The sequence below is a fragment of the Bacteroidales bacterium genome (assembly GCA_035353855.1).
GTDB lineage: Bacteria > Bacteroidota > Bacteroidia > Bacteroidales > CG2-30-32-10 > DAOQAK01.
In genome coordinates this window covers 1-13,295 of record DAOQAK010000035.1, presented here as the reverse complement: position 1 = coordinate 13,295, position 13,295 = coordinate 1, and the positions used below count along the sequence as shown (strand labels likewise).

The 13,295-nt window shown below is 31.7% G+C and carries 14 protein-coding genes; 6 read left to right on the top strand and 8 right to left on the bottom strand.

Annotated elements, in window-relative coordinates:
* Positions 1–81 precede the first annotated feature (81 nt).
* From PKK00_09905 to PKK00_09890, 4 genes are all read left to right on the top strand, one after another.
* Positions 82–837 (top strand): IS5 family transposase, encoded by a 756-nt coding sequence (locus tag PKK00_09905; GenBank protein ID HNW98708.1) that lies wholly within the window; start codon positions 82–84, stop codon positions 835–837.
* A gap of 142 nt (positions 838–979) precedes the next feature.
* A complete protein-coding gene (locus PKK00_09900) occupies positions 980–1,702 on the top strand; it encodes a sugar transferase (protein ID HNW98707.1) in 723 nt (240 codons plus the stop codon).
* A 362-nt stretch (positions 1,703–2,064) separates the two neighbouring features.
* Entirely contained in the window at positions 2,065–3,204 is a 1,140-nt protein-coding gene (locus PKK00_09895) for an MraY family glycosyltransferase (GenBank protein HNW98706.1), read from the top strand.
* A gap of 6 nt (positions 3,205–3,210) precedes the next feature.
* Positions 3,211–4,824: a hypothetical protein gene (locus PKK00_09890; protein ID HNW98705.1), complete on the top strand. Its 1,614-nt coding sequence runs from the start codon at positions 3,211–3,213 to the stop codon at positions 4,822–4,824.
* Positions 4,825–4,853: 29 nt separating this feature from the next.
* On the opposite strand, the gene PKK00_09885 is transcribed toward PKK00_09890, so the two are convergent.
* From PKK00_09885 to nikR, 6 genes are read right to left on the bottom strand one after another with little or no spacing between them, the layout of a single operon-like run.
* Positions 4,854–5,663, bottom strand: coding sequence for an ABC transporter ATP-binding protein (locus tag PKK00_09885; GenBank protein ID HNW98704.1), 810 nt, complete (start codon positions 5,661–5,663; stop codon positions 4,854–4,856).
* Between the two features lies 1 nt (position 5,664).
* Positions 5,665–6,588, bottom strand: coding sequence for an energy-coupling factor transporter transmembrane component T (locus PKK00_09880; GenBank protein HNW98703.1), 924 nt, complete (start codon positions 6,586–6,588; stop codon positions 5,665–5,667).
* Entirely contained in the window at positions 6,578–6,919 is a 342-nt protein-coding gene (locus PKK00_09875) for a hypothetical protein (GenBank protein HNW98702.1), read from the bottom strand. The genes PKK00_09880 and PKK00_09875 overlap by 11 nt, the downstream gene beginning before the upstream one ends.
* Positions 6,906–7,604 (bottom strand): cobalt transporter CbiM, encoded by a 699-nt coding sequence (cbiM, locus tag PKK00_09870; GenBank protein ID HNW98701.1) that lies wholly within the window; start codon positions 7,602–7,604, stop codon positions 6,906–6,908. The genes PKK00_09875 and cbiM overlap by 14 nt, the downstream gene beginning before the upstream one ends.
* Before the next feature lie 3 nt (positions 7,605–7,607).
* A complete protein-coding gene (locus PKK00_09865; protein HNW98700.1) occupies positions 7,608–8,369 on the bottom strand; it encodes a transporter in 762 nt (253 codons plus the stop codon).
* Between the two features lie 48 nt (positions 8,370–8,417).
* Complete coding sequence (nikR, locus tag PKK00_09860; GenBank protein HNW98699.1) at positions 8,418–8,819, bottom strand: nickel-responsive transcriptional regulator NikR; 402 nt, start codon at positions 8,817–8,819, stop codon at positions 8,418–8,420.
* A 125-nt stretch (positions 8,820–8,944) separates the two neighbouring features.
* Here nikR and PKK00_09855 point away from each other — a divergent pair, with 125 nt between their 5' ends.
* Together PKK00_09855 and truA are read left to right on the top strand one after the other, a co-directional pair.
* Positions 8,945–9,445 carry a hypothetical protein gene (locus PKK00_09855; protein ID HNW98698.1) on the top strand — a complete coding sequence of 167 codons (501 nt, stop codon included), beginning with the start codon at positions 8,945–8,947 and terminating at the stop codon, positions 9,443–9,445.
* Positions 9,446–9,508: 63 nt separating this feature from the next.
* Complete coding sequence (gene truA / locus PKK00_09850; protein HNW98697.1) at positions 9,509–10,258, top strand: tRNA pseudouridine(38-40) synthase TruA; 750 nt, start codon at positions 9,509–9,511, stop codon at positions 10,256–10,258.
* A 356-nt stretch (positions 10,259–10,614) separates the two neighbouring features.
* Here truA and PKK00_09845 read toward each other — a convergent pair whose 3' ends face one another.
* Complete coding sequence (locus tag PKK00_09845) at positions 10,615–10,905, bottom strand: DUF3795 domain-containing protein (protein HNW98696.1); 291 nt, start codon at positions 10,903–10,905, stop codon at positions 10,615–10,617.
* A 12-nt stretch (positions 10,906–10,917) separates the two neighbouring features.
* The gene (gene fusA, locus PKK00_09840) at positions 10,918–12,993 is read right to left on the bottom strand and encodes an elongation factor G (GenBank protein HNW98695.1); all 2,076 of its coding nucleotides are present in this window, start codon (positions 12,991–12,993) and stop codon (positions 10,918–10,920) included.
* Positions 12,994–13,295 lie beyond the last annotated feature (302 nt).

Genomic DNA, 13,295 nt, shown 5'->3' with positions numbered 1-13,295 from the left:
TATGTTAAGATAAATTATAACGTACATCGAGAACCGATAGGATAATCTATTTTATTTGAGGTCGACCAAAACTTCAAAAAAATGTACCCTACCGATTCAAGCGATGCACAGTGGAAAATTATAGAAAAATATTTAGATAGCAATAAAAGAAAGCGAAAACATGATTTGCGAGTTATATTCGATGCGATATTTTACCTGCTTGTTACAGGTTGTCAATGGCGTCACTTACCCAAAAATTTTCCTAAATGGCAGTTGGTTTACTACTATTTTTCAAAGTGGCGAGACGAAGAAATGTTCACATATATCAACGATATGCTTGTAGAGAAGATAAGAATATTGTCAAACAAGCCAGCAGAATGTTCAATGGCTATTATTGATTCGCAATCCATCAAAACAACACGTATTGGTGGATTAAGAGGATATGATGGCAATAAAAAGATCAATGGCAGAAAACGCCATGTTATTGTTGATTCTTTAGGTAACATAATATCAAATCTTGTGCATCCTGCAAATATTCATGATAGTGTAGGTGCGCAGTTGACAATCAAAAATTTATTTGAAAATACTTTTGGAATAAAACGTATGTATGCAGACTGTGGCTATAGGGGTAATCTTATTGAGAAAGTTAAGCAAGAACATGATTTATCTTTATTTATTTCTCCCAAAATAAAGTGCCAATTTATCAATAAAGTAAGTCCTAAAAGATGGTTGATTGAAAGAACTTTTTCTTGGTTTGAAAACTTTAGAAGATTAAGTAAAGATTTTGAGTATTTACTTGAAACTAGTCAAGCAATGATTTATATTGCTTCTATAAAATTATTATTGAATAAATTTTAAACAGTTACTAATATTATTTTGAAATACTACGAATATAAAAGATATTAGAGAACTTTAATGTAAAAATATTTGATAGATTATAATATAATTACAATTACTTATTTATGATTGTTCATTAATAGATATTAAATCATTATAAAAAATGTCAAATAATCAAGAACCCAAGGAAGCTTTTCCATATAAGCCTCCTACAGAAGAGATAAAGATTAAATATAAAAGTCTATTTGAAATAAAAAAACCATTGGAAGTACCTATATTCAAGTTGATTTTTGATAAGATTGTGTCTTTTTTAATTTTGTTATGTTGTTCTCCAATATTACTATGTCTATTAATCTTTAATTTAATAGAAGGAATATTAATTCCGGAAAATAGAGGTCCTTTGTTTTTTTATTATAATGCTGTTAGTGCCGGTAGAATATTTAAAAAATATAAAATCAGATTAATTAAAGAAAAATATATTGATAAAGAATTACAAGCAAAAGGAGACTGGCATGCATTTTCAAAAGAATGGACACCTGAATCAAGAACTCATTTAGGAAAATTTGTGAAGAAATTTTATTTAGATGAAATACCGCAATTTTTTAATGTTTTAAAAGGAGATATGTCTATTGTTGGTCCCAGACCATTGGCTATCCATCACTATGAAAGAGATTTGCAACAAGGTAATGTTACAAGGTTTCTTATTCGAGGGGGATTATTGGGCCTTGGGCATATTAAAAAAGGAACTCCTGAAATGGGAAATCCTATTTACGAATATGAATATATTGACAAATATATCAATTCTTCATCTTTTAATTTATTGATGCTTGATATAAATATTATCTGGAAGGGTATAATCGTAATGTTAAAAGGGAAAGGATTGTAAATAAATATCATCTATCAACCCAACCTTACCACTTATCCCCAATTTCCTACCATTTATAAATTCATTCATTTTTTATTAAAAAGTTTTTTATTAATTTGTAAATTTTGATTTGCGAGAATCGGGATTTAAAGTATTTGTATTGGAAAACATGGAACTTTTTAAATTTAAATACGTACAATTTCCGATTTAAAAATATTAAATCAAGTAAGGTACTTGGTTTATTTGCTTGATTTGTGTGTTTTTATTGTATATATTTAAAAAAAATATGAATAAATTTATTATTTATATAATTTGTTTTTTATCGTAAAATATTGGAGTTTTATAAGTAAATTTGCGAAATTTTTTGGAATTAAGAAATGTTAATGAATTATATTGATTATTGGATAATTATTGCTGTAGCTTTACTTTCAGCTTTAATTATCAGTTATATGTCTGTTCCGCCTATTGTTAAATTGGCAAAAGCAAAGTTGTTATGTGCATTACCTAATGGTAGGACATCGCATTCAGGTGCAGTTCCTACACTAGGAGGTATAGCAATTTTTGCGGGTTTTAAATTTTCGGCATTAATTTTTTGTTCATATACACCTTTTCCCGAATTACCTTTTATTGCTGCTAGTTGTTTGTTGATATTTTTTAGTGGACTTAAAGATGATATTTTTGTTATCTCTCCATTTAGTAAAGTAGCTACGCAAATTTTATCAGCTGCTATTATTATTGTTTTTGCCGATGTAAGGTTCACAAACTTGCACGGATTTATTGGCATAACTGAAATACCATACTTATTTAGTTTTATACTAACCATGTTTGTAATTATTGTTGTGGTAAATTCATTTAACTTAATTGATGGTATTGATGGGCTTGCAACTGCAATAGGAATGGTTTGTTCTTTAGCATTTGGAATTTGGTTTTATTTGGTTGAAAATTATCAATGTGCTATACTTTCGTTTTCATTAACAGGAGCACTTATTGGTTTTCTGCCATATAACTTATCTAAAGGAAAATATAAAATTTTTATGGGTGATACAGGCTCATTATTAATAGGTTTTATTATTGCTGTATTAGTCATTGAGTTTAATGAGGCTGATGCTGTAACTACAGGTAAATATTATATTGCGTCATCGCCTGCTGTTTCAATTGCTGTACTTTTTCTTCCTTTATATGATACAATCAGAGTGATGATTGTAAGAATTATGCGTCAGCAGTCACCGTTTAAAGCAGATAGAGGGCATATTCATCATAAATTACTTGATTTAGGATACTCCCATTCGCAAGCTACTTTAATATTGTCTATTTCTACAATTGTATTTATAATAATTGCTTATCAATTACAGCATATCGGAATATTTTGGCTTACTCTTACTCTTGTTGTTATTGCTACGCTTTTATATTTGATTCCAATCACAATGATATTAAGAAGACTGAAAAACGCAATTTTGCCATCGAAAAATAATAAATGTGGTGATAAAGAAAATATAGAAACAGTGGTACTTGAAGACAAATAAAATTTTATGAAACAAAAAAATATTCTTTTATTATCATTTATTCTTTTTTCATTTTCTCCGCTATTTTCTCAACAATTAAACTTTCCTTTAATTAACGATTATAACAATGATATTTCAAGAAGTTTATATTTCCCACGGAATAGTTTTCATACAGCTGTTAAACCTTGGTTAACTTCTGAAGTAAATAAAGAAATAAATATTGACTCGGTAAAGAATCAAAATAATTATAGAAGTAATTTCAAGAGAAAAGCTTGTAATGGAATTTTTAATAAAGTTTTTAATGAAAGCTTGATAAGTCTTGATAAAGAAGGTTTGAAATTATTGATAAATCCGGTTTTTAATTTTGAATTAGGTAATGATTTAAATGATAGCAGTAGTAATAAATTTGTGAATACGCGCGGTTTTCAGGTTGAAGGTTCGATAGAAAATAAATTTTCTTTTTTTACAACATTTTACGAAAACCAAGCAACGTTTATTGATTATCTTGATAATAGTATAAAACATAATATTGTGGTTCCCGGGCAAGGCCAGATAAAAGAATTTAAAGGTGATGGTTTTGATTATGCATGGGCTAGTGGATATATTTCATACACTCCTACAAAATATGTAAACCTGCAATTTGGGCATGGGAAGAATTTTATTGGTGATGGTTATCGCTCATTATTACTTTCAGATAATGCATTTAACTATCCATATTTTAAAATAACCACCAACGTTTGGCGACTTAAGTATGTTAACCTTTATGCACAGTTTCAGGATTTAAAAACACCACATGCATACGATTTAGGTTATAAGAAAAAATATGGAACTTTTCATTATTTAAGTTATGCTATAACACGAAGATTGAATGTTGGGCTTTTTGAGGCAATAATTTGGAAAGCTGCTGACAGTACAGGCTATCGAGGATTTGATGTTAATTATTTAAATCCAATAATCTTCTTCAGACCTGTTGAATTTTCACTAGGTTCGCCGGATAATGCATTACTTGGCTTAAATGTTTCATATAAAATCAGAAGAAGCAATGTTATTTATGGTCAGTTGATGATTGATGAATTTAAAATTCATGAAGTATTGTCTGATAGCGGTTGGTGGGGAAATAAGCAAGCTGAACAAATCGGGTTGAAATCGTTTGATATTTTTGGAATAAAGAATTTATATTTTCAAACAGAGTATAATATTGTACGTCCATATACTTATTCAAGCCGTACCTCACTGCAAAATTATGGGCATTATAACGAAGCTCTGGCGCATCCGCTGGGAGCGAATTTCAGGGAATCGGTTACATTTTTAAAATACAATTACAAAAGATTTTTTGCAGAGTTAAAGTTTAATTATGCCGTGTATGGCGCTGATAGTGCCGGTGTAAACTATGGTAAAGATATTTTTGAATCATATGAAACACATCCGCATGAATATGGTAATTTCATTGGGCAAGGTATTAAAACAAAGTTAATGTATAAAGATTTTAGAATTAGCTATCTTGTTAATCCTGTTACAAATTTAAATATTTCCATTGGTGTTTCTGATAGAACGGAATCTTCTTCAGTTGCTGATAAACACAGCACCTTTGTGTATTTTGGACTTCGTACAAGCCTGAATAATTTCTATTATGATTTTTAAATCATAACTTTTCTTTTCAAGACAGAAATTCAATGTTTGTGAAAGACATAGTGTGAATGATAGTGTTTATGAACTTCTTCGCCATGCCTGTGAATATGTTCATGAATAAGGTTAACGCTTATTAAAAATTCCTCATCAGTTAAAATTTCTGCAGCTGTTCCAATTTTCTGAATAGTATGTTCTTCCGAAAGCACTGCGACTGTTGGCTGAAGATGGTCTATCAGGTCGAGATGATGAGTTGTGAAGATTATTGTTTTGCCCGCTTTATTTAATTCGAGGATTAGTTCAATAAAAAATGTTTGTGTTTTTGGGTCAAGTCCAGCCAGCGGTTCATCAATTAAAATGATTTCCGGGTTTATTGTTAATGATGATGCAATGGCAACCTTCTTTTTTTCGCCGCCGGAAAGCATGTAAACAGGACGATCTTTTAATTCGGTTATTCCTAAATATTCCAAAGTTTTTTCAACTCTTTCTTTCGCTTCTTCAATTGAAATTTCCAGTTGAAGAGGAGCAAACAATAATTCGTCCATAACAGTAGGGCAGAAGAGTTGAATTTCGGGATTCTGAAATATAAACGACATGCTTTTACGAAATTCCAATGAGAAATTTTTATCCTTTAAACTTTTGTCACTTACTTCTTTTCCTTTGAATAAATATTTCCCGCTTTCTGCTTGTATCAAGCCATTAATAATGTGAAGCAGGGTTGATTTTCCACTTCCGTTCTGACCAATAACAGCAAACATTTCCCCCCTGTTTATTTTAAGATTTATGTTTTTCAGAGCTGCTATTTTATTAAAATAAGAATAGCTTATATTTTGTAATTCAATAATATTTTCCATCTTACCCGATAATGATTATGAATATCCCGAATGTGACAGCAATTGATAAAGCTATATAATCTGTTGTCGATAATTTCTTTTCTGATATGAGTTTTATTTTTCCCATATAGCCTCTTGAAAGCATTGCCTGATAGGTTTGCTCATAAGTTAAATTCGATTTCCTGTAAATGAAATGGATCCTGCCTGTGATTATTCTCCTGATATTTTTATTTTTTACATTACCAAACAATCTTGATTTTAAAGACATGTAAGTTTCTTCAATTGTTTTTGAAAGAATAAAAATAAATTTGTATGCAAGTGAGATTATCATCAGGAAAGTATCAGGAATACCAATAATTTTAAATGATTTTATAAAAGCAGGAAATGAAGTTGTGAAAACAATAAGCAATGCAAATGAAACGGAGTTTAATACTCTTAAAAAAAATAATGCTACAACTCCGAGTCCTTCCATTGTAATCCCAATGTTTTCGGGAACATGATAAATCCAGAATTTTGTTGATTCGGAAAAAGAAAAAATATTTAAAATAATTTTTCCCGGTGTAATGACATTCAGGGATGCAGGAAGCGTAACAAGAAGTCCAAATATAAATGCAATAAAAAGTATTTTTTTGTAGATATTTAAAATGTTGAGATTTGAAGAGATAATGATTAGCAGGATAAAACAGCTTAATAAAAATTGAGAAAAGATATTATTTGCAAGACTTATTACTATAGCAATGTAGAGTAATGATATGAATTTTATTTTAGGATTGATTTCATTAATGATGTTTTTTTTCGAAGCGTTTTCGGCTTGTGTGTATATTGATTTTATTGCTTTTGCAGAATTGTGAATAGTTCTGTCAATAAAAGGAAGTTTATTCCTTTGGAAACTGTGAATATTTATTTCTTCAGTGTTTAGTAGATATGAAGGAATTTTATTTTCCATTTTTTGCAATTAATTTAGAAAACAAAAGCATCACGATGTATGAAATACTAGCGCCCATTATTCCTGAAACAATATAATATCCCGATTGATGAACAACGGATGCGTCTTCGCTGTTTACCGTATAATCAGGTACAGGAGCTTTCCAGGTATCAGAATATTTCATTAATCCTTCGGGTATATAACCTATTAAATCTTTCATTGTTTCAGCCGACCATTCGCCCCATGCGTCTCCTGCATTAAAAAACACAGGAAGCAGAATTCCGATTGGGGTCAACAAACATAATACAATTAAAATTATTAATATTCTTTTTTGTGTTTTATTTATTTTCATTAGCTACTCCTTTCTGGATTGAATGAATTATTCCCGGTTCATTTTTAAGAAAATATCTTACAATTAATGCAGTAATGATGCCTTCTGCAATACCAAATAATATTAAATGTTCTATAGCCATTGCGGGAATTGATATAGATAAATCGTATGGGCAATACAATGCTTTGCCGTCAGGATCCGTGGCTATTAGTGGTTGAACTCCAAATTCAACCGCAGTTAAAACAGCTGCTAAAACAAGACTAATATAACCGGATAAAAAAGAAGAGAAAAATACTCTTTTTTTATTTAGTGAATTTGCATTGAATAATTTGAAAATATAAAATGCAACAAAGGGCATAAAAATAGCCATGTTGAAACAATTAGCCCCAATAGCGGTTATGCCGCCATCACCAAAAATTAAAGCTTGTATTATAAGTGCTACAGATACTGCAACTGTTGCTGTCCACGGCCCAAGTATAATTGCAATAACCGCCGAACCAACTGCGTGTCCTGTAGTTCCACCAGGTATTGGTAAATTAAACATCATAATGATAAATGAGAATGCAGCAGCCATTCCCAGGTAGGGAATATTTTTTACTGAAATCTCCTTTTTTACTTTTTTTACTGCAATAGCAGTAACTGTTACAAATGCCGCTGCTAAAGGAATATAGGTTTGCGGACTTAAATATCCATCGGGAATGTGCATAATTTAAAATCTTAATGTTATACCATATATGAAAGAATGCTGTGTCTCAGCTGAAGTTATTCCATGTTTATAACCTGTACTTATTTCGCAATTATCATTAATACAATAATAAATGCCAATTAATCCGAATATCGGATACGTTTTATCGGTGGAATCAGGGTTTTTTTCAATTCCTGAGTTAAGAATAATATGTAGGTTTTGTTTTGTTGAATAATCGGCGGCAAGAGAGAAATGCCAAATGTTAAGTGCATCACCACATTTATTTGCATTTTGTATATAACCAATGTTGCAGTTTATTTCAACAGGGGATAAATTAATCGATGAAATAAGAAATGCAGAACTGCTTATTTTTCCACTGCCTAATCCTTGTTCATATTTGCCCATTGGAAAAGATAAGCCGGGTTTTATTGCAACTGAAAAATTATTATTATTGTAAAAACAATATTTTACTTCAATGCTTATATCTGAGAATCCTGCTACTCTGGTAATGCCTGAATCATCCTGAATATTCGAAAAAAGAAATGGATATCCGATTACCAAATCCATATTATCCAGAAGTCCAAAAGTAAATACCGGTGCAATTTCCGTAGAATTTTCTATACATCGATGCTCGTTATGAAAGCCCAATCCGTTGCTTATTTCAATTTGTCCGTTGTATTTACCAAGAGTACCTGTGTTATCTGTAATGCAGGGAAGCTGTGCTTGTATGTAAACAGGTGTTGTGACTAATAAAAAAATATATATAATATGTTTTGATAGATTCATGGTATGTTACTTTATTAAATAATCGTGTTACTTTATTTTTAAAAAAAATTATTCGATATCGGTCATCACAAATTTTCCATGTTTAATACCTTTTGTCCCAACTATTTTATCGGCCAATGTAAGTAATGATTGCGCTTTTCCTTTAACAGCAATAGTTTCAAGACAAAGGTCGTGGGCGAGGTGAACATGTTGTGTAGATAATATCAGTTCGTGATAATCGTGCTGAACGTGCATTAATTTGTTATTCAGTTCGCGTTTGTGATGGTCGTAAACAATAACAATAGCGCCGGCAACAATTTTATTCTTATCAACTTTCTCAGAAACTAAAGTTCCTTTAATAAGATTCCTGATAGCCTGTGAACGATTGGGGAATTTATTCTTCATCACCAACTCATCCAGGGCTTTTAGTATATCTTCCTCTAATGAAACTCCAAAACGTTTTACCTGCATTGTGTTACTAATTTATAAAAATGTGGCACAAAGAAAATAATAATATTTGAAATAAAAAAATAAAATTAAACCTAATCGGGTTTTTATAAATGCTATTACCTTATAAAAAGGGTATATTTGTAAAAATGTTTGAAGGTTATGTAATGTTTATGAAGGCTTTTTCGCTTAGTGAGATAAAAAATGAATTGGGTACGCTTTCGCCTGCCAGGGTGATGGCGCTTTGCATGCGCCTCGCAAAATATAAAAAGGATAATAAAGAACTTTTAACTTACCTGCTTTTTCATGCGCATGACGAAGAGTCTTATAAAACAAATATAAAAAGCGAGATTGATGAAAAGTTTGATGAGATTAATATGAGTAACGTATATTATATTAAGAAAAGTCTGCGTAAGATTTTAAGAAATACAAATAAATATATAAAATATTCCGGCTCTGCACAAACTGAAACAGAATTACTTTTATACTTCTGTATGAAAATAAAAAATGCTGAAATGCCCTTAAATAAAAGCGTGGCTCTTGAAAACATTTACCTGAATCAAATAAAAAGGTTACATAAAGCAATGGGAAAATTGCACGAAGATTTGCAGTATGACTTTAAAAAAGAAGCAGATGCTTTATTGAATTAATACTTTATTATAATGATGTCAAAGTTTAATTCTTAATTTTGTTTTAAAGATTTTAAAATAATTATGTCGCGATATTTTATAAAGCTCTCATACGATGGAACACATTACCATGGCTGGCAATCGCAGGATAATGCTGTTACCATTCAATCGGGATTAGAGAAAGCTTTATCAATAATTATTTCAGAAGAAATTGAAGTAACAGGTGCAGGCCGCACAGATACTGGTGTTCACGCACGTGAATATTTTGCGCATTTTGATTTAGATAAAAAACTTTCGGATGAAGAAAAAAAAGATATTGTCTATCGGCTCAATGCAATATTAAGTAAAGATATTTCGGTTTCGGAAATTATTGATGTGGAAGCATCGGCTCATGCGCGTTTTAGTGCTGTTTCAAGAACATATAAATATTATATTTCAAAAACAAAAAATCCTTTTAATAAAGAGTATTCATGGTTCGTTTACGGAAATATTGATGTTGTAAAAATGAAAGAAGCTTCAAAAATATTATTTGAATATACTGATTTTACAAGCTTTTCAAAACTTCATACCGATGTGAAAACGAACAATTGTAAAATAATGTATGCAGAGTGGAACGAAGAAAATGATATGCTGATATTTACCATTAAAGCTGATCGTTTTCTTAGAAATATGGTAAGAGCAATTGTTGGAACACTTGTAGATGTGGGCAAAGGTAAAATCAGTCTTGATGATTTTCGGAAAATTATTGAAAATAAAAATCGCTCCGATGCCGGTTATTCAGTTCCTGCCAAAGGATTGTTCCTGGAAAAAATTGAATATCCTTTTATTGTATGAATATTTAAATAATAGAAAGATTCATATATCAGACGCTGATTTGACGCGGAAAAAGCTGATGATACAGATTTATTCGGATAATCATTGAAAGAAATGAATGGGAGAAATGGTGAATGGGTGATTTTTTTGCTGTGGAAAATAGAAAATGAAATTAATTGAAATTATGAAATTCAGTTAACAAGAAAAAATTCCTTCTGCTGTATGCTTAGCAGCCAATCGTTTTTAGCTAACATTTTTTTAATCAATTACTAATGACCTTTAGTACCAACAGCAAAACGTTATGGCAATAGAGCAATAGAATAACAGAACAACACGAACAGCAAACGATAAACTCTGCCATGACGGAAAAACAAACGTTATATCTTTTCCTTAAGCAATGCTACTCTTGCTTTTAGCGATGCCTGATGCTCTTCTTCAGTGGAATTCGGGTCTTTCATTTTTAAAAATAATTCGCAGGGTAATTCTTTGCAATCGCCGCAATCATTGTATTTACGCTGGTTTATGGCGCACTCAAAAAGAGGACAGGTTTTATTTGGCATCATTTCCAACGCCCAGAAAGTTTGACCTTTTACTGCTTTACAGCCATTGCATTTGTTTCCGAAGAATTCACATTCATCGCATTTTAACCCACAACTTGAGATAATCATAATAAATTTTATTTAAGCTTTTGCTTTTTTCTTTTCTTCCAGTTTCTTTAATACGTCTTCCTGTACACTTTTTGGTGTGGGCATGTATTGAAAGAATTCCATTGAATAATTTGCTCTACCACTGGATATATTCCTTAACTGATTAGCATATCCAAACATTTCCATTAATGGAACAAATCCGTTTAATTTTTGTGAACCTTTACGGAAACGGCGCATGGCTTCAATTTTACCACGACGTTTATTTAAATTACCAACTACATCGCCAATATAATCGTCAGGTGTGTTGATTTCGATTTTCATTACCGGTTCTAAAAGAATTGGATTTGCTTTAATGAAAGCTTGTTTAAAACATATGGAAGCACATGTCTGGAAAGCCATATCTGATGAATCAACAGGGTGGAAGGAGCCGTCAATTAATACCACTTTTACATCAACAACCGGGAACCCTGCAATAATGCCTTTTTCCAGTGTTTTTAAAATTCCTTTCTGAACCGAAGGAATGTATTCCGATGGAATTGCACCACCTTTGATTTTATCAATAAATTCAAATCCTTTTCCTTCGTTTGGTTCAATTCTCATTACTGTACGTGCGAATTGTCCTTTACCACCTGATTGTTTAGCATATTTATAATCGCATTCTTCTTCTGCTGTTATTGTTTCTCTGAATGCAACAGCAGGTTCGCCAACTTCAACTTCACAATTAAATTCACGTCGTAACCTATCGATAATAATTTCAAGATGCAGTTCGCCCATTCCTGAAATAACTGTTTCTTCAGTTTCTTCATCAAAACGTACCCTGAAAGAAGGGTCCTCATTTACTAGTTTTCCAAGAGCTTCACCAAGTTTCTGCTGATCTTTGGGTTTGGGCGGCATTATTTTTAATTCAACAACAGTTTGAGGAATATGAATAGATTCTAGTAAAAGCGGGTGTTCCATATCGCATAAAGTGTCGCCTGTTTTAGTGAATTTCATTCCAATCAATGCAACAATATCGCCGGGACCGGCTTCAAAAATTTCTTCCCTGTCTTTTGCGCTAATCCTAAGAATTCGTCCGATCCGTTCATTTTTTCTTTTCGTGGAATTCATAATTTGTAATCCACTTTTCAGTGTTCCTGAATAAATTCTTACGAAAGTTTGTTGTCCAACAAATGGGTCGTGTATCACTTTAAACGCAAGAGCAGAAAAAGGTTCATGAGCAGAAGGATTTCTTGTACGTGTTTTTTCCGAATCATCTATATCTGTTCCGATAATTGCGCCTTTATCCAGGGGTGATGGTAAATAATCCACAATCGCATCAAGTAAAAGCTGAATGCCTTTATTTTTATATGCAGCGCCACAAAATACCGGTGTTATCAGTAGTTTTAATGTTGCTTCACGAGCTGTATTTTTTAATAATTCATTTGGAATTTCTTTTTCATCAAGGAAAAGTGACATGATTTCTTCATTAAAATCAGCTAGTTTTTCAGCAATTATATTTCTTGCTTCTTCAGCAGCAGCTTTATATTCTTCAGGAATTTCCGATTCGATACGTTCTTTATCTACAAATGTGTATGCTTTACGCTCAATAACATCAATCATCCCAACGAAACTATCTTCAGCGCCCATTGGTAGTTGTAGTGCAATTGCTTTAGCATCGAGGTTTTTATTTAACTGCTTTACCACGCTATTAAAGTCAGCTCCTGTACGGTCCATTTTATTTACAAAAGCGATACGGGGAACTTTGTACCTGTCGGCCTGATTCCATACTGTTTCACTTTGCGGCTCCACGCCACCAACTGCGCAGAATAAAGCAACCATCCCATCAATAACGCGTAATGATCTTTCTACTTCTACAGTAAAATCAACGTGTCCGGGAGTATCAATGATATTTATCTGGGAATCGTTCCATGAACATGATATTGCAGCAGAAGCAATAGTAATGCCTCGTTCCTGTTCCTGTTTCATAAAATCCATGGTAGCCTGTCCATCGTGAACTTCTCCCGTTTTTCGATTTACTCCTGTAAAAAACAGGATACGTTCAGTACATGTTGTCTTACCTGCATCAATATGTGCAGCAATCCCAATGTTTCTAAGTTTTCTTAAAGGCATATTTCCCCTTTGCTTCAATAAATGTTGTTACCGTTTTTACGGCAAAATTAATAGTATAAATTATTTGTTTTTGCTGGCAATGAAAAGCAAAAAATTTACATAAGGTTTAAATTCAGCGCCAATTGCCATAAAAAGTGTGCAAATATAAGAAAAAGCTTGCAGATAAAGAAACTCCGCAGTACAATATATTATTTATTTCGTTCGATAAATAAATGCTTGTGATTAAACAACGAAAAGAACGTATATAATAAATCATTGATGTCCGAGAAAAAATAGGCAAGCATACCCAAAGTTATTGATAT